The sequence below is a fragment of the Singulisphaera photorubra genome, from assembly GCF_045290345.1.
In the GTDB taxonomy this organism is placed as follows: Bacteria; Planctomycetota; Planctomycetia; order Isosphaerales; family Isosphaeraceae; genus Singulisphaera.
In genome coordinates this window covers 114168-131285 of record NZ_CP155447.1, presented here as the reverse complement: position 1 = coordinate 131285, position 17118 = coordinate 114168, and the positions used below count along the sequence as shown (strand labels likewise).

The 17118-nt window shown below is 61.3% G+C and carries 11 protein-coding genes; 4 read left to right on the top strand and 7 right to left on the bottom strand.

Going from position 1 to position 17118, the window contains the following annotated elements; genetic code table 11:
- Window positions 1–88: 88 nt before the first annotated feature.
- Window positions 89–871, bottom strand: a complete 783-nt coding sequence (locus V5E97_RS00460) for a DUF6498-containing protein (protein ID WP_406697287.1) — start codon at window positions 869–871, stop codon at window positions 89–91.
- Window positions 872–1388: 517 nt separating this feature from the next.
- Window positions 1389–2186: a class I SAM-dependent methyltransferase gene (locus V5E97_RS00455; RefSeq protein WP_406697285.1), complete on the bottom strand. Its 798-nt coding sequence runs from the start codon at window positions 2184–2186 to the stop codon at window positions 1389–1391.
- Between the two features lie 246 nt (window positions 2187–2432).
- On the opposite strand from V5E97_RS00455, the gene V5E97_RS00450 reads away from it, so the two are divergent.
- The gene (locus V5E97_RS00450; RefSeq protein WP_406697284.1) at window positions 2433–3638 is read left to right on the top strand and encodes an efflux RND transporter periplasmic adaptor subunit; all 1206 of its coding nucleotides are present in this window, start codon (window positions 2433–2435) and stop codon (window positions 3636–3638) included.
- Between the two features lie 134 nt (window positions 3639–3772).
- Here V5E97_RS00450 and V5E97_RS00445 read toward each other — a convergent pair whose 3' ends face one another.
- Window positions 3773–4828 (bottom strand): tetratricopeptide repeat protein, encoded by a 1056-nt coding sequence (locus V5E97_RS00445; RefSeq protein ID WP_406697282.1) that lies wholly within the window; start codon window positions 4826–4828, stop codon window positions 3773–3775.
- A gap of 47 nt (window positions 4829–4875) precedes the next feature.
- The gene (locus V5E97_RS00440) at window positions 4876–7626 is read right to left on the bottom strand and encodes a tetratricopeptide repeat protein (protein WP_406697281.1); all 2751 of its coding nucleotides are present in this window, start codon (window positions 7624–7626) and stop codon (window positions 4876–4878) included.
- Window positions 7627–7944: 318 nt separating this feature from the next.
- On the opposite strand from V5E97_RS00440, the gene V5E97_RS00435 reads away from it, so the two are divergent.
- Window positions 7945–9135 (top strand): glycosyltransferase family 2 protein, encoded by a 1191-nt coding sequence (locus V5E97_RS00435; RefSeq protein ID WP_406697280.1) that lies wholly within the window; start codon window positions 7945–7947, stop codon window positions 9133–9135.
- A 163-nt stretch (window positions 9136–9298) separates the two neighbouring features.
- On the opposite strand, the gene V5E97_RS00430 is transcribed toward V5E97_RS00435, so the two are convergent.
- Window positions 9299–11608 carry a carboxypeptidase regulatory-like domain-containing protein gene (locus V5E97_RS00430; RefSeq protein ID WP_406697279.1) on the bottom strand — a complete coding sequence of 770 codons (2310 nt, stop codon included), beginning with the start codon at window positions 11606–11608 and terminating at the stop codon, window positions 9299–9301.
- 785 nt (window positions 11609–12393) lie between these two features.
- On the bottom strand, window positions 12394–12807 hold the full coding sequence (locus V5E97_RS00425) for a PH domain-containing protein (RefSeq protein WP_406697278.1): 414 nt from the start codon (window positions 12805–12807) through the stop codon (window positions 12394–12396).
- A 413-nt stretch (window positions 12808–13220) separates the two neighbouring features.
- Here V5E97_RS00425 and V5E97_RS00420 point away from each other — a divergent pair, with 413 nt between their 5' ends.
- Both V5E97_RS00420 and V5E97_RS00415 read left to right on the top strand, forming a co-directional pair.
- Window positions 13221–13982: a hypothetical protein gene (locus tag V5E97_RS00420; RefSeq protein WP_406697277.1), complete on the top strand. Its 762-nt coding sequence runs from the start codon at window positions 13221–13223 to the stop codon at window positions 13980–13982.
- Window positions 13979–14986 carry a hypothetical protein gene (locus V5E97_RS00415; RefSeq protein ID WP_406697276.1) on the top strand — a complete coding sequence of 336 codons (1008 nt, stop codon included), beginning with the start codon at window positions 13979–13981 and terminating at the stop codon, window positions 14984–14986. The genes V5E97_RS00420 and V5E97_RS00415 overlap by 4 nt, the downstream gene beginning before the upstream one ends.
- Before the next feature lie 634 nt (window positions 14987–15620).
- Here the strand turns inward: V5E97_RS00415 and V5E97_RS00410 are convergent.
- On the bottom strand, window positions 15621–16550 hold the full coding sequence (locus V5E97_RS00410) for a hypothetical protein (RefSeq protein WP_406697274.1): 930 nt from the start codon (window positions 16548–16550) through the stop codon (window positions 15621–15623).
- Between the last annotated feature and the right edge of the window lie 568 nt (window positions 16551–17118).

The window sequence follows — 17118 nt, the reverse complement described above, 5'->3', positions numbered from 1 at the left end:
AACGGTTGCGAGTCCGTTGCCCTCCTCTGAAGGAGAGCAGGCCCAAGGAGGGGCAATTCCAGCCGTCTGGTCGGAGGATTCCGGTCCGCTACACGCGCTGGGGCGTCTCGATCACCTGCTCGTTCTCCTCGGCGCGGCGACGCTCGGCCATTGTCGTCTCACGCCACCATGTCGCGGCGTCCTGGCCGGTCTTCCAGTGCTTGCCCTTGTCGAATCGATTGGCGAACCAGAGGAACCAACGCGGTGCCTCCACCCCGGGCTTGGGGGTGTACGGGATCCGGCTGGTGACGTCCGACAGGGTTTTCAAGAACCCAAAGACGGCGAAGACCGCCTCGGGGTGCGAACTGAACGCCGCGAAGAACATGCCCCCGATGAACGCAAGCTGAATCAGGAGGACACGGCCCATGATCCGATCTGCGCTCTGCTTCAGGTCGGCGAACGGCCAATGACGCAGTCCGAAGAGGTCCAGAACGAAACTTCCCACCTGCGCGGCGATCATCCAGCGCAACCCTTGAAAGACCTGAGTTGGGTCAGGGCTGACCTTGGCCACCATCGTCAGAATCGCGGCGAGAAAGATGCCGTGAACCAGGGTAAACGCCAGGCTCACCGTGAGGAACTCGGCCAGGTAGGTGGGCTGGGGGCTGCTCCTGCCTTTGAGGTTCTTGGTGCTGACCTGGAGCGGGTAGTGGCCGCGTCTTCTCGTCAACCGGCGGTGGATGGCGATCCGCAACCCGATCAGGAGGACGGCGACCAGGTTCTCAGACCAGTAGAGCGTCAGCGCTGTGGCCGGGGTCCATCCGCGGAAGACGACTCCGCCGGCTGGGATGGCATTCAGGAAGATGGAGAGCGCGATCTGGAGGAACGTGATCATCGTTCTGCAATCGCTCCGGCGGACACCGTCAGACTATTGCAATAAGAGATTCTTATGGATGAAATCAATGGCTTTGAAAACTGGGCCATGTGATCCCTCCTGGAACCCAACCACAATTTTGTTGGATTCAAGTCAGAGAGGAATAGTACGTCGGTGCGCTCTGGTTCGTGACCCCATTGACGAAATTGGGGCCTTAACCTCATCAAGGGTTCGACACCAACGAACTCCGCCGGCACCGACACGCTCACCGATCTGAGCGCAAGAAGTCCTGGATTCCGTGAATCGGACTTACGCTTGACCACGCTGGGGCGAGTGCGGAAGAAGTGCCTACTCGAATTGCTCGAGCTTGATCTGTGCGACGTCCACGTCGGCAGAATTCGCCGAACTCCTGTCGGCCGAGCGAGTAGGGCCCGATCCGACAGCGAGGGGAGGCGGTAGGATTGCGATGATGGAACGGAGACGTCCGGGGGGCGGGGCGTCTGCGGTTCCAAGAAAGGTAATCGATGCGGAAGCCGCGCTAGCTCCGGGGTTTTCGCAGCAAGAAGACATCCTGTCTCGGATTGCCGAGGGCCCCTTCGGGCACAAAGTCGACGACCTCGAGATCGGCTGCCAAGGTCGATCGCATGTACGACTCGGGATGGAACGTCGCGCAGTCGTTGCTTCCCTCCCGGCGCGATCCTACCACCACGATCTCACCACGACGGAACCGCTCCTGTTCCTCGGCTGCGAGCTGGGGGAGGTAATGCTCACCATGCGTGGTGATGAACAAGTATCCGCCCGGCCGGAGGATTCGAGAGAGCTCTCGCATCCAGAAGTACTGAAGCGGTTCGTCCAGATGAGTGAAGACCGAGAGGGCGTAGATCAGGTCGAACGACTCGTCCTTGTAGGCGAGGCCGCCCCCCAGTTCGTTGAGTTGGAACTGCACGAACGGCAAGTTCTTCTGGCACCAGGTGATCAGGGTCGGATTGTAGTCGGTGCCGTGAAGGGTCGGACCTTGCAGCTTTTCCCAGTGCCTCAAGACACGCCCGGCGCCGCAGCCGAAGTCGAGAATGGACCCCAGCGACTCCAGGGCCACGCCATTCTTGGCCAGAATGGCGCGGAGGCTCGAGGAGGCTTGCTTGCCGCCGTCCAGGAACCAGGAAACGTCCTCGGAGGCGGCGACCAGATGCATCAAGCGGGCCGGGGGAAGCGGTGGTCCCTGACCCCGGTGCGAGGCTCGGACGGGCAAGCTTCGGACCCGGTCCCTCGCCCTGACCGACCAGTGTTTGACACGATTGACGGCCCGCGTAACCACGCCCGATCGGTCGTTGCGCATCCGTTGCGCCTCCTCCGGAGAAAGCAAGAAGACCAAGCTCACGGCGTTCTAGGTGATTCTCGTGATTTGGTCAACGTGAACTCGTTTCGATCGATCCCGGAATGGTGCGTCCCTCGAGCCGCACCTCTCGGCGATTTCAGGCGTGTTGACGTGCCGATGACTCCGGATTAGGGTGGAGACTTACGGACCGCACGTCCGGGGCCGATCCGGTCCCTTCTCCATCATCCTTCTAACCCGAGGTTCGCCATGATGGTCCGGGGATGGTCGACGGCGCTTTTCGCCCTCTCACTCGTGACTTCCACAATGCCGGCGGCTCGGGCGCAGCAGGTTCCCGAGTCGGCCAAGGTCGAGTCGATTCCGCTCGAGTTGAAATCGCCCGACCGATACCAGATTCCGTCGGTCCTCGAGCCCATTCGACGTGTCACCATCACGGCGCCGAGCGACAGCATATTGCGGAGCCTGGAGTTGCCCGTCGGCACTTCGGTCCGCGATCGGCAGGAGATCGCCCAGCTCGATCGAGCCGAAGCGCTGGCGCGGGTCAAGATCGCGGACGCGAGCGTGAAGGAGATGCAGGCGACGTTGGCCTTGCTGAAGCAGACTCCCAACGCGGCGGTCGCCGAGGCGCAGCTTGAAGCGGCCCAGGCAAGGGCCGAGTTGGCGGCCCTCGACCTGGATCGTTGTACGCTCCGGGCACCGTTTGCCGGTCGACTGCTCGACGTGGCGGTCAGCCCCGGTCAATTTCTGCCCAAGGGGGCGAAGGTCGCCGAGCTGGCCGATGACTCGAGCCTCCGCGTGCTGATTCCGCTCGAGCGGCCGGCCGCGACCGTGGGCTCGAACGTCAAAATCAATGTCGAAGGGCAAGTGGTCGCTGGCAAGGTCCAGGCGTCGCTTCCGCTGCCTGAGTCGCTTGCTCCACTTCGTGAGTTGGCCACGGCCTTCACGGCCGCCTGGGTGATCATCCCCAACGATAAGGGGGAGCTCGAGCCGGGACAGCGGGCCTTGAGCCCGTCGCTGCCAACCTCGCCCCTCGCCACGATCCCGGCAAGGGCGCTGCACCAGCCTGCGAAGGGAGCGTCGGGAGGAGGTTCGCACGTTCAGGTGATCCGCAATGAGTACGTGGCGAACATCCCGGTTCGCGTTCTGGGCACGCCGGGGCCGGAGCGGGTGCAAGTGTCGGGTCTCTTTCGCCCGACGGATGCCCTGGTCGTCTCGTCGTCGGTTCCCTTGATCGCCGGGACCTTGATTCGCTTCAGCGATAGCGCGGCGGCCAACGGTGGGGTTGAGCCAACCAGCCCAGACCCCGCCGAAGGCGGTGAGGTCGCTGGTATCACACCTCCCCGGTCCGGTGCAAGAGTGTCGCCGGGGGCGTCGACCAAGAGCCGAACCACGACTCGCGTCCCACCGGCCACCGCGCCCGCGACTCCCAAGGCAGTTGCGCCTCCCCCCTTCTGAATCAGGAGGTTAGGGGAATTCGTGAACCCTGACGATCCGTCGTGTTGGAACTCCGGCCGACCTAACCTGACCCTGCCACGGGCTGAGGCTCGGCCAGCCGGAGGTTGAGAACCGATTCGGACCTCGTTGCATCCTCAGGGAGTCGGGGTCGATCGTGCGGCCGAGAGCCAGCGGCTGTTGGGGTAGTCCTTCTTGAGCTGCTGCCAGACTTCGTCGGCTCGATCATCGCGTTTGAGGACGCGCCAGAGCTGCGAGATATGAGCCAGGGCGCGAGGATGCTGTTCCTTGTCCTTGGCGTAGAGGATATCGGTGTGAAGGTAGGCATCGAGCGCTTCCTTCGGTTTGCCGGCGGCGCGGAGGCAGTCGCCCAAGGTGTTATAGGCGGCCGACTGGGTCCCGTAGTCTTCGGGGGAGGTCGCATTGATGACCGCACGGAGCTCGGTCTCGGCGGCATCGAACTTCTTCTGTCCCGCCAAACTTTCGGCCCGGGCCAGTTGCGCATCGCGACGGCGGGCCGAGCCCTCGGGGGCGTTCTTGACGAGCTTGTCGTACTCGGCGATCGCCTTATCAAACTCCCCCTTCTTGGCGAAGACCTTGGCGCGAAGGATGGCGGCACGGTCGGCGCTCTGCGGCAGCTTCGCCATGTCCGCGACCAGCTTTTCGACGGCGGCGTAGTCTTCCTTGAGGAGTTGGAGGCGGGCCAGGCTGTCGAGCGCGGCGACGACCTGTCGGCCGTTGGGGTGCGCTTTCACGAAGGCGTTGAGCAGACTGATCGCCTCCGGGGTACGTGCGGCGTCGGCGAGGGCGAGCTCGGCCACGGCATTGGCGTGTTGAAACTGCGCGGCCTGCTGGATGAACGGCTTGCCATCGGCCTCGCCGGCCGCTTTCTTGTAGAGGTCGGCCGCCTCAGCGAGGGCGCCGGCCGCCTCTCGGGATTCGGCCTGCACCATGCTCGGGGGTTGTCCCGTGTAGTTGATCGAGACGATCTCCGCGTTCGGCACGTTCGTCGTGGTCGTTCCCAGCTTGACGACGACCTCCGTCGCCGATTCGGACTGGATGGTCCCTCGGACCCTTCCGCCGGTCGCATTCTTGACGGTGGAGTTGGGCACCAGGATCACATCGTCGGCAAAGGCCGAGACGCCCAGGGCGAGCATCAACGAGCCGGCCGGGAGCAAACGTCGAAATCGCATCGCGCAGGTTCCCTCTGAGAGCGGCAATGGAACGGGATCGATCGCTCTTACTTGATGTTCTTGAGCAGGGAGTCGTACTTTTCTTTCATCTCGGACCCGCCCACCTTGGGAGAGAGCCGCATCACGCTGCCGAGTGTTTGCTTGGCCTTGGTCGGCTGGTTGTCCTTGGCGAGCGCATAGGCGGCGTGATACCAGGCGTCGTAATACTCGGTCGGTCGAGGGCGGCTCGCGCCGAGCCTGAGGGCTAGCTTCTGCCAGTGGGCAAAGGCCGCCTTCCAGGTCCCCTGCTTGGTTTCCGCCTTGTTCTCGAGCAACATTCCTTGCTCGAAGAGGGGATCGCTCGAGCGCGGGAACTCCTTGAGCAACTCCGTGACGAGCTCCTCGGCCGCCGTATAGTCTCCCTGGCCGCGGAGGGCTTCGGCATACCTGATCCGGGTACGGAGCAAGAGGTTGCCTGAGCCTTCCAAGGCGAGAAACGCCTTGTCCTTCCCCATGGTCTCAAGGATTCGCTTGAAGATCTTGCCGGCCTCGCCGGGGTTCTGAATCTTGAGCATTTGCTCGCCGGCCCACTGGAGCGACTCGTAGGTCTGGCCCGACTTCGCGTTGGCCAGGGCCGTGAGGAACTTCAGGTAGTCCGCTTGCCGCTTTGTCAGGCCCGCGCGATCCCCTTTGTCCTTGAGGACCTTCATCTCGGCTTCCAGGAGCTTGCCGAGTCCGAAGTAGAGTTGAGCGAGGTTGGCGCCTCCCCCTTGCTTTTCGAGGACCGCCATGTCGGCCTGCGCCTTCTCGATCTGGCCGGCATTGATGTGGGCCCGTAGCAAGGCGGCCATCAACCGGCTGAACGCAGGGCCCGTGGAACCACCTGCACCGGCAGCCTTGGCGGTCGGTTCGAGCAGGACCAGGGCCTCGGGCGCTTTGCCGGTCTCGAGTTGAATATCCGCGATGTCGCAGATGTTGCCAAGCAAGTCGGGGTCGGCGGGCAGCACGCCGGCGGCTTGCCTTGCCTTCAAGGCGGCGTTCAGCGATTCCAGGGCTTTGGCGGCCTCCGCCTCGGCCTCTTTCGGAGCTCCCGTGCGCTGAAAGATCTTGCTCTGTTCCCAGTGTGAGGCACCCACCTTCGTCTGGGCATCGACCCAGCGTGAGGCCTTGGGCCGGACGGACTGATAGGCCTCGATGGCCTTGGCATACTGTCCGGTCCCGTGGTAGACCTGGCCCAGGGTCATCCGGGCCGTGTCCCCTTCCTCCTTGTCGGGCCAGGTCGCGGCGGCATACTTGGCAATGTCGATGAGTCGATTCAGATCGCTGGTCCGGTCGATCTCGCGATAGGTGTTGTAGGCATCGGCCATCGAGGCCATGGCGATTTCGGTCGCCTTGGGTGCCATGCTAAATCGCGGATAGCGCCGGGCCAGGTGCTCGGTCAGGACGTTTGCCTCGTAGAAACGCTTATTCATGTAGTAGACAAAGGCGAGCTTGTACCGAGCCAGGTTGGCCTTGTCCGGGTCTTTCGCGGGGTCGGCCTTGCGGACGGCGATTTTCAGGGCCTCGGCTGCCCTGTCCCACTCTTGTGACGCGATGGCCTGGTCGGCCTGGCCGTCCAGTTCGTCGTAGCCCATCCGGGAGAGGTTTTCGGCGTTGGCGGCCACCTTTGGCTTGTACTTTTTGAGGATCTCGAGCGCTTCGCCCTTGAAGGGGGAGGAATAACGAACGACCTGGCTCAAGACGTCGACAACGCGGTTGACCGCCAGGCCTTGCTCTTTTTCGGAGACTCCTGGCAACTGCGCCAGAATGTTCTTGGCGAGCTCGAGCTGCACGCCCAAACCTTCGCGGGAGCGGACTTCGTCAGGGGAGTTGTAGCGCTGGAGCCAGCCGGTCGCCAGATCGGCGGCCAGGGCGTATTCTTTCCGCTTGCCGTGCGCGATGATCTTGAAGTAGGCGACGTGCCGTTGCATTCCGCGGAGCTGCGGCGCCTGGTGCTCGAGCAACTCGTTGTAGATGCCGAGGGCGGGGCCGATATCCCCTTTCTCCTCGTAGCATTTGGCCTGGTACATCCGGGCGACCAGGCCGGCGAGCTGAGTGCGATATCGCTTGTAGATTTCTTCAAATTGGGCCATGCCCTTGGTCAGGTACTCCCCACGCTCCGGCGAGCCCGGCGGGTAGGACTGCCCCTGCTCGTAGTCGACGACCGCCTTTTGAAGCTGGGCTTCCATCATCGCGAGATGAGTACGGTCGCGCTCGTCCTTCCGCGGATCGTTGTCAGCAAGGTGCGGGGGAAAGACCTTGAAGGCAGCCGACAGTTTCTCGTCGGCCTTGGTGTAGGAGTCGCGAGCCTGGTCGAACGAGGTACGGGCCTCGACCAGCTTGGCAGCCTTGAGCTTGGGGTCGTCGGTCTCCACTTCCTGGATCATTGCCAGGTGACCGCGCTCGACCAGGAGACGAGCGAGTTGGACCAGCGACTCAGGCGCTAGCGAGTGGTTGGGGTTCTTCTGGGTGAACGTGACGAGCTTGCCTCGTGCGTTATCGAGCAGTTCCTTTTTCAGGCCGAGGTCGCCCGTCCGGGCCGCCTCGTCGATCATCAGCCGCCCTTGCTCGTAGTCGATGGTCGCCTTGAAGTCTTCCGGGGTGCTCGGCGCATTGCGCAGGGTCTCGAGATACTGGTCCGCGAGCTCATAATACCCCCGCTCTCGGAGGCCCTGGAGGTACTTCGGGGCGGTCCTCATGTCCTCCTCGCCCCGGGCTGTCGCATGCCCCATTGCTGTTGCGACGACCAAGGCGGCCCACGTCAGTCCACGGCGCACCATGAGCGACTCCCCCAATCACTGACGACGGACAAAGATCAATAGGGACCGGGAGGGCCGTCCCGTGCCGTCGTCATTCATTGCACGGATGCATCTAAGTCTAATCTACGCCCCGTCGAATGGACCCGTCAAGCGAGCGGATCGGAGTCGTCGATGACAATCGCAAACGGCCTCCCCCTGCCCCGCCACGGGCGATCTCGGCGGCCGAGCCATTATGCGTAGCCGGATCTGCGCCCAGGTATCTTCGAGGCCCTGGAGTCCGTTAGGATAGGCGGGTGAGGCCACCCCCTCAACGGGCGGATCAGGGATCAATGCCGAATCATGTTAATTCTTCTCTTTCTCTGTGTGGTCGCCGGCTTACTCTCGCTCGTGGTGGCCATTCAGTTCTCCGCCACCTTGCGACGGATCACCTGGAATCCTCCCAGGGACGACGGGTCGACTCACGAGGCGAAGGTCTCCGTGGTCATTCCCGCTCGCGATGAGGAGCAGGATATTGCGCAGGCACTTCAGTCGGTCCTGAACCAGGTTGGTGTCGATCTCGAGGTTGTGGTTATCAACGATCACTCCTCGGACCGGACCGGAGCCATTGTGGATTCGCTGGCAGCCACCGACTCGCGGCTGAAGATCCTGCACAACCCGGCGCTCCCACCGGGGTGGTTGGGAAAGTGCAACGCGATGCAGCAGGCCGCCGCGCTGACCTCGGGGGATTATCTCCTTTTTACGGATGCCGATGTGATTCATGACCCGTCGAGCATGGTCACGGCTCTCGCGGAGATGGGACGGAGTCGCCTCGATTTCTTCAGCCTGTTCCCGCGGGTTGACTGTCTCTCGGTCTGGGAGAACGTTCTTGCCCCGGTCTTTGTTGGGGGGATGGTCCAGTACGCCACGACCGGGATCGAAGCGGGAGACTCACGCGATGCGGTCGCCGCCGGCGCTTTCATGATGGTCCGGTCGACGGCCTTCCGTGCCGTCGGTGGCTTCGAGCCGATCCGCAGCGAGATGTTCGACGACGTCAGCCTGGCGCGATTGCTCAAGGCGAGCGGATATCGGATCGGTTTTCGCGCGGCTCCCCAACTCCTTCAGGTCAGGCTGTTCAAGGGAAACCGCCATGCCTTCTGGGGGATGACGAAGAACATCCTCGAGGTCTTGGGCGGTCGGCTCTGGCTGGCCCCGTTTGTGATGCTCTTGCCCGTCTTTGTTTTCTGGACTCCGCTGCTCGCTTTCGCCGTCGGTCTCATCCAGGGAAACCGGCTGCTCGTGGCCGTCGCGGCGTTCACCTATCTGATTCAGTACAGCCTTCTCTGGCTCGGTTGGCGCCTCTTCTCGTTCCATCCGATCAAAGTGTTGCTCTTTCCGTTGGTGGCCGTTGTCGTTGCGTCTTGCCTGATTCGTGCCCTCTACTACCAGACCTTCAAGGGCGCTGTTCGTTGGCGGGGACGAACCGTGCGGGTCCGCGGCCTGCCCCCAACGCAAGTTGAAATAATCAGTAAGTCAACATTAGAAGAATCGTGATTATTTTGGGCTGGGCGATTCCTCGCAACCGCTCAACTCTCAGGCGATGGACCTTCGAGGCACGCATCTCAGGCTGGCTGGAGAGAGGACTCCAGCCAGCCTGCTCGTCTGATGGGGGGTGATTGGGTTGAACTTTTGGTCCGCTCGATGCCTGAGTCTGTGGTCACTCTCGTTTACCTGCCGCGGCCGGCACCGGAATCTTGACGCGGATGTCTTGTGTCACTGTTTTTCCGGGTTCCACTTCGACCGAACCGGAGAAGAGCGCGGGACCGATGCTGGGCATGACGCTTAGTATGTACTTGTTTGCGCCCAACTCGTCGGCCAGGAATCGGCCGTCCTTCTCGTTGGCCAGGATGTTCATCCCTTCGCCATTTCCCCATGAGAGCACCAGTCTCGCTCCCGAGACTGGCTTACCCGACTCGTCGAGGACGGTGCCCGTAATTTTTGATTCTGGCTCCACAAAGACGATGAGTTCCTCCTCGTCGTTCACCCATTCGAGCCTCGTTCGAGAGAAGCCTTTGGCTCTCACGACGACGGTTCCCTTGCCGAAGCCCAGGTGGGGGAATTCAGCCCAGCCTTGGGCATTGGCCCGGGCGGTGACGCTGTCGTCCCAGGAACTGTCGCTGTATCCCCACTGGAAGCCGCCTCGACCCTCGTTCTGGATAATCGTCACCCGAGCCCCCTCGACCAACTTGCCTTTTTCCCCGATCACGCGGACCCGCAGCGTGTGCCCGGGTTCGAGCTTGATCGTCAGATCGTCGGCCGGCTTCAGGCGGCCGAGCGACTGGGCCTCGACGCGATCGACCTCGCCTCCGCCGAAACTCTCCGCGATCACCGTGAGGCGGTGGAGGTTTCCGGCGGTCAGGCCACTGATGGTGAACACGCCGTCGTTGCGGGTGAAAGCCAGGCCCGTGCCACCGTACCCCGCAAAATAACCCCCTACGGGGTCGCCCGGTTTGGAATTTTTGGGAATCCCGACCTGAATCCGGAAGTTTTTGACGGGATTCCCCAGCGGATCAACCACTCGGCCGCGGATCGCTCCCCCGCCGAGCAAGACCACTTCGTTTTTCGACTCGTCCGAAGCCGAGAGGGTTTTTTGGCGGACCGCGCTCCACCCCTCGGCCACGACGTCGCAGCTCACGTTCTCGGGCATCCCTTCCAGGGTGAATTTGCCGTCGCGATCGGTGTTCGCCCCGAGTGTGTCGAGGTAAACGAAGCCGCCCGAGTTGGGCCTGGGGGTACTGATCTGGGGAACGACATGGACTCCCTTGATAGGATTGCCTGCTTCGTCCACGACCCGCCCCCGGATTATGACGCCCCGTTTCAGGTCCACGGTCACCTGGAAATCACCTGTCGCTTCGATCAGCGGGAAGGCGGGGGCGAGCCCCTTCGCCATCACGGAGAGGACATTGGCCGTGTCGGGCACGTGCTCCAATCGGAATGCGCCTTGGGCGTCGGATTTCGTCTCCGGCACGCTGTCGCTGCTGACGAGTAGGCCCCAACGCACCACGGCGTCGGCGACCGGCTTTTGATCGGAGTCGACGATCGTGCCGGATACGGTCCGCCGGTTCAAAGCCTTGGCGACCGTCTTTGTCGTCGGTTCCTTGCGCGGATCGGGCCGAAGCGTAAAGTTGATTTCCGTGGGCGCCGAGGCATCGAGTGCGATCACGTCCTCGCGTTCCTGGTCCTGGTAGCCGGGGGCGCGGGCCGAGAGCCGTCCCGACCGACCGAGCGGCTTGCCATCATAGGAGTACCGACCGTCCTCAGAGCATTTCTCCCACAGGGCCGATCCGGAGAAGATCGAGCCTGAAGTTCTCAGCCCAACACTCGCCCCTGGGATCGGCTTGCCCTCGCCGTCGAGGACTCGCCCGACGACCTTTCCCGCCCTTGGCAGCCGAAGTTCCAGTTCCGCGTCGGGTCGCCCGGTCGTATCGAACAGGATGCGCTTGCGTTCGTAGCCAGGGCAGAGTGGGTATGCCTCGTGGTTGGTCAATTCCAACCCTGGCGCCTCGAATCGCCCCTGGGAATCAACTTCCAACAGGCGGGCATCATTCAAGGCGAATCGCCCCTTGGTGATCGGTTCGCCGGTCTCGGCGTCCAGCAGGCGGCCCTTGAGCCTGGTGGGCGCACCAAGGCGAATGGTCACGGGTGCGGGGGGCTTGTCCTCACCGATCTTTGCAATTGACTCCCAGCCGCCTCGGCCGCCCTCATCGCCGCGGAGTGCAAAAACGAGCCACTCGCCCGGCCCGGCCTCAATGGCGAACGCCCCCTTGTCGTCGGCCGTGGCCTCGTGCGTTTCGCGGGTTTCCATGAAGCTGAGCTTCGCGGCCCAGACCTTGGCCCCGATCGCCGGTTTCCCATCCCCGTCCACGACCGTGCCGCGTACGAGACCGCCCTCCACCTGACCCGGCGGCAAGAGCAACAACGCCCCGAGGCAAACCATGCGCAGCGCCCAGCGGCTTCGATCCCACATCCCAGGACTCCTCATGGGTAAGGGTTCCGATGACAAGTGTCTTTGGTGTTGTTCCTCAGAGTTTCTCATGCCGCCGTGGGATAGGCAACGGGATCGAGCCGATTGGGCGCCGATCTCAAAGGAAGCGTGCTCACTTCCCTTTTTCTCAGGCGCGAGTAGCCATGGACTCTGGCTCAAGACCTTGAATTCCTCCAGTCCACGCCCTTCCCAATATTTTTCAACGATCCGCGACCGCGCGAAAGAGCCGATGATTCGATACGTGTCGCCACGTGATCGGGGTTTCCGCCCGGATCCATCACCCCTGTACCGTTGCCACCGTGGCACAAAAACCAGCCCATGCGAAGGCCCAAAGACAGGAGCTTACGCTCCCCGCTCGCCTTTCAGAGGCGAGTGAACTCCATGGAACCACGATCGGTGCCGTTCCTTAGTCGTTGGTCTTCGCTCGCCTTCCCAAGGCGAGCGGGGAGCGTAAGCACCCTGTCTTCCGAACGACGAAGAGTCCCGGTCACGTGGCGACCGTGTCGAATCATCGGCTCTGTCGCGGATCGTTGATTTTGTTTTGAATGGATTGACAATGGTTTGTGGATGACTGGAAAATTCTGTCGCCCGATGACGGATTCAATGTTACACGTTAGTATGGCGTCAATGCAAAGCGTCTCATCCCGCACACATGCTGTCTAACAGACCGGTATGAAACCAGAACCCGTCGCTATGCTCGAACAGATCGCCATTGCGTGCTTCATTGGCACCTGGATCATCCTTGCGATCGTTGGGTACGTCCTTTTCTATGTCAGCAGGAATGTCGCGTTCAAGAGAAAATGGTTGCCTCGATACGTCGTCCTCGTGGGCATTCTCTTTATAATCTTCTCCGCAACGATTACGGCCTTATCATCCTCCCAGCGTGAAATGTGGTGGATGCTGGTGGCTATGATTCCAGTGATTTCGTTGATTAGCGTTATGGATATAAAAATGACGAAATTTTGTGACAATTGCGGCGCTACCCTGACGCCACAAGTTGGGTTCGCTTCCATGAAATTCTGTCCGAAGTGCGGGGCGGCGTTTGAAATTTCCCCCCGGAGGTGATGGGCTTCGTGTTTTGAATCCACGGCATACTCAGCCTTCATGCCGTGCGTAAGCGATACTTGGCAGGCTTCTTCAGCCAGGTCACGGCAGTAATAGTCGATGGCCGATGCCAGCATTCGTCTTGCTGTCGCGAGGCCGATTGCTCCAGCGGATTCCGTGACAAAATGGCGAGCTTGCCGTCATCCCGCCGCCGCCCTTCGTAAGAAACGATTGCGGAAACCGGAAACCGCGGCCTGAACCCCGGACTGCGCCGATCGTCGTCAAGTTGACCATGAGCCTTCATGTCGAGTCCTGAGGGCCTTTTGTAACGAGCGAGTGATTTGGCGAGGTCAGCGGAATCAAATGGTTGATATTGGAAATATGCGTTAAAAGTGTATGTTGACATAGTCTTTTTGTCTTCACGGCTGTCATTGTAGAAGCATGATCGTTGGATGTCGGGGAGCTTGCCGTCGAGGGTGGCTCGCTTTATAGTCGAGGCCTTCGGTTGGGTTAGGATTGTCGACGAAATCTATGTTGCGAGAGCGATGCCATGCCTCACGCGACCCGTTCGGTATTCGTGTGGCTCGCCTTGATGGTCGTTGGGTGGCCGCAAGCCGCGTCCGCTGGGATGCCGTCAGTCACGCTGGCCGACGTCTCCCGAGCGGTCAGTCGGTTCACCGAGCTGGGACTGACCGGGCTCGCTCGTCAACGGCTCGAAGTCATCTCGTTTTTTGTGGTGGGGCTGTTGGCCAGCACAGGGGTTATCCAGTGGGTCTGGAATGGCCTGCGGAATGACTTTCCAGTCCTCCCCCGGCTCTCGTACGCAAGAGCGCTGGGAATCATCATTCTCTGGGGCCTGCTGTTCGTTTTGGTCCTGACGATGATCTCCGGAGCTCGTGAGCTGATGACGCCGGGGGCTTGGGAGAAGCAGGGGCTAACCTATCGGCTGGTGCCGCCTCCCCCCGTCCCGCCTATCGAGGCCGAGATCAGGGCCCGTCATGAGGCCATTAACCGCCTGGGGGGCCGGCTTGTTGATTATGCGAGGGGACGCGGAGGGGCCTTCCCGGTTCCCGGACATGCCGTGGAGGAGGAGGTGGAGGAACTGCTCTGGAGGTTACCGTCTCCTCCCGGTGGCCGTTATCACTACGTGGGAGGAGTCCTGTTAAATGATGAGTACGTTGTGTCGCCTACGATTCTCGCTTACGAACCCGATACCGTGGGGTCCGACCGACTTGTCCTCATGACGGACGGGACGGTCCTGTGGCTGTCGGCGTCGGAGATCGAGCGAATGCTGACGTCGGAGGAGCCGTGAAACGACGAGTGATCATCATCACCGGGGTCGTCCTCCTCTTCGGCCTCTTGTTTGTCTGGTACGGGAGGCCGACGCTCGAGGTCCTCGGAGTGCTCGCCTTCGGATGGTTGACTTACCCAGCGAGGGGGCTGCCGAGGGTTACGATCGCCTGGGACGGCGTGGCGACCGGCTCCGTCTGCCTGTTCCTTTTCATCATCGGGCTGCACCGGACCCTGAGGTGGTTCGCCGGTGAAGTACAGAAGGCGCGCGGGGCGGGCGTCGAAGCGCCTCGCTTGTGGTCGATCCGGTGGACGGCCGCTTTGGTGACCTTGATCGTGACGATGTTCGTCGCCGGCCTCTCGGCGACCGGAGTCGTGCATCAGGTCGGGTGGCTCATCGCCTCTCGGAACTCGTTTGTCGAGCAGAAAACACGGCTCTGGGACATCTGGGGCACGTCGGTTGATCACCTCAGGTTTATCGGAATGGCGTCAGAGGTACTCGTCATGGATCGGGAACAGGCGAGCTCGGGTGAGTCTCGCCCGAAACGCGAGGTTCGTCAAAGCTGGATGACGGAACTCTTACCCGGTACGAATTTCGTACTCAGCGGTCGCCTCGACGTCGAGCACCCCTGGAATGCGCCTCAGAATTCGGCCCTCTTCAAGGGGGTGGTTCCCCTCTTTCTGAACCCGGACATACGTGTCCATCGTAGCCCCGAAGGTTACGCGTTGAGCCACTACGCCGGGAATGTCCACGTCCTGGACAGGGACCGGGTCTCACAGGGGGCGATGCGGCAGGATGCCGCGCACACGATCCTTGCCGGCGAGGTCGCTGAGGGGTTCAAGCCCTGGGGGGACCCCACGAACTTGAGAGACCCGGGGTTAGGTGTGAACCAGGCCCCCGGCGGGTTTGGTGGCCCGTCGGGGTCAGGAGCAAACTTACTGTTCATGGATGGATCAGTTCAGTTCTTCTCGAACACGACCTCGCCTTTGGTGCTCCGACGACTGAGTCGGTCGAGCTCGGAATAACCAACAGTGGTCGCGCAGCGGCTGTAAGCTCTCGAGATTCCCAGGGGGGCCGTGACCGGCGTCCGAGGCTGGGAGGAGCGTGCACTTAGAGTCTGTCTCGTAAGTTCAGGGAAACCGAAAATTGAAGGCCGTTTGGGTGCCACGGGTTCCGTACACTCGGAACCCGTGCGCGCCAGGCCAAGGCATTCCCGCATGGGTTCCGAGTACGGAACCGCATGGCACCCAGCAGATCATTCAAAAGCTCCCGTGGGATTCACCTTCTGGGACAGACTCTTACCCTCCTGCAGCCACTTGGGCTCGGTGTGAAAGGAGTCAAGCTATAGGCTGGCCAATTCCTCCTTGAGTTTCGCTAAAGCTCGAGGAGGGATCACGCTCGGATCCGGGACCTCGAAGCCCAACCTCGTCGCCCCAGCCGCGTTGAGCAGGTCGTGACCAGGCTGCTAAATTGAGCAGGATGGTCGGTCTGCGAGCCCATCTGGGCTGCGGTCTGACACTCCTCTTCACTGGGCTCCCAGGCCCCCCAGCTGAGGTGCCTGGCTACTCAATCCTGGCCTGAGAACGAGAATGTTCTGATGGAAGACGAGGCTCCCGCCGGAAGAAGCTCATGGGAAAACCTCTCATCGATTTCGGAGGGTCAATCGGGATCGATGCGGACAGGAACCCAGCCTGCCCTGAGACCGTTGGAGACACACCATTCGTAAAATTTCCGAGAGGCGATCAACGGACAATTGAGCGAACTATAAGTGCGATGGTTGCCGAACGGCTCGAAGGCCCGAGCGAGATCGAATGGCCCGAGACCGGCCAGATCGGACGCCCGGTAGTGCAACTCTGGATGCATGTAGCTGCCTTCGCGACGGTGGACACCTGCATCAAAGTCGCCGCCCCGAATCGAACGTCCGGCCGAGTCGGTAAGCGACACCGATGGGGAAAGCGGCGGCAGGATGAAGTCGCTATCAATCTCCCAGTAGGCCACCAGCACGTCACGATCTCGGCTTCGGGACAGGTCGGGGATGACGACGTGGTCGAGCTCCATGTCGAGCGTTGAATCGAATTCGGTAACGCGCGGGACGAAGACTGTCGGGCGGAACAGAACGTGATTCAGCCCACCCAATTCCAAGACCTCCTTAGCGTGAGCGGAGACAAAGCGCCACTGGCTCAAACCGCCGAAAAAATCAAACTCGGTGGCCTGACTCAGCTCAAAGACTAAGATCTCACCGTCGATGTTTCTGTGGATTGCCTTGGTATTGTATGCCTCCTGGGGGAGCGACAATTCTAGGTACTCACAGGACTCCCAATCTGACGGTTCATATTCACGCTCTAATTCAAATCTGTATTCTTTGCCTTTGGCGCGTGGCCTCCAAGTTTCAATCAAAGGTTTCCAGCCGGCGTCATGTAATCGACGCAACACCTCCTGTCCCCTCTCGTCCTCGCTCGAAATGCGAACCCGAAATGCGTGTCCAATCGATCCGCATTGACCCTCCGGGACGAGCCTCACCAGTTCGGCGAACAAGGTCTCGCCCACCTCGTCTCTAAAAAACGTGCCGATCCTTGCGAATTCTCTCATCGCCAAATCTCCAAGGGTGAGTTTCCCAGAAGACCATCGGTCCAACGCTACCCTGGATCGTCTCTGCCGAAGAAAAGTCTCGAGTCGAGAACGTCACTTGAGGGGCGAGCGTAGCCAGGCACCTCAGTGGCGAGGCCTGGACAGTTCAGTAAGAATAGGCGGGCACCTGCGACCTTGATGGGTTTTTCAGGTTGGCCATCCTACTCTACTTTGGGTGCCTGCCTACCGACCATGTCTCAGCCGCGAGTAGCCATGGTCTCTGACTCAAGACCTTGAATTCCTCCAGTCCAGGCCCTTCCCAATATTTTTCAACGATCCGCGACCGCGCGAAAGAGTCTATGAGTCAATACGTATCGATGCGTGAGCGGTGTTTATGTCCGGATCTATCAACCCTGCGCCGTTGCCACCGTGGCACAAGAACCAGCCCATGCGAAGGCCCAAAGACAGGGCGCTTACGCTCCCCGATCGCCTTTCAGAGGCGAGCGAACTCCATGGAACCACGATCGGTGTCGTCCGTTGGTCTTCGCTTGCCTTCCCAAGGCGAGCGGGGAGCGTAAGCGCCCTGTCT

Coding starts and splice junctions, on each gene's coding strand:
- V5E97_RS00460 (WP_406697287.1), bottom strand. CDS start 871: ATGATCACGTTCCTCCAGATCGCGCTCTCCATCTTCCTGAATGCCATC.
- V5E97_RS00455 (WP_406697285.1), bottom strand. CDS start 2,186: ATGCGCAACGACCGATCGGGCGTGGTTACGCGGGCCGTCAATCGTGTC.
- V5E97_RS00450 (WP_406697284.1), top strand. CDS start 2,433: ATGATGGTCCGGGGATGGTCGACGGCGCTTTTCGCCCTCTCACTCGTG.
- V5E97_RS00445 (WP_406697282.1), bottom strand. CDS start 4,828: ATGCGATTTCGACGTTTGCTCCCGGCCGGCTCGTTGATGCTCGCCCTG.
- V5E97_RS00440 (WP_406697281.1), bottom strand. CDS start 7,626: ATGGTGCGCCGTGGACTGACGTGGGCCGCCTTGGTCGTCGCAACAGCA.
- V5E97_RS00435 (WP_406697280.1), top strand. CDS start 7,945: ATGTTAATTCTTCTCTTTCTCTGTGTGGTCGCCGGCTTACTCTCGCTC.
- V5E97_RS00430 (WP_406697279.1), bottom strand. CDS start 11,608: ATGTGGGATCGAAGCCGCTGGGCGCTGCGCATGGTTTGCCTCGGGGCG.
- V5E97_RS00425 (WP_406697278.1), bottom strand. CDS start 12,807: ATGCTGGCATCGGCCATCGACTATTACTGCCGTGACCTGGCTGAAGAA.
- V5E97_RS00420 (WP_406697277.1), top strand. CDS start 13,221: ATGCCTCACGCGACCCGTTCGGTATTCGTGTGGCTCGCCTTGATGGTC.
- V5E97_RS00410 (WP_406697274.1), bottom strand. CDS start 16,550: ATGAGAGAATTCGCAAGGATCGGCACGTTTTTTAGAGACGAGGTGGGC.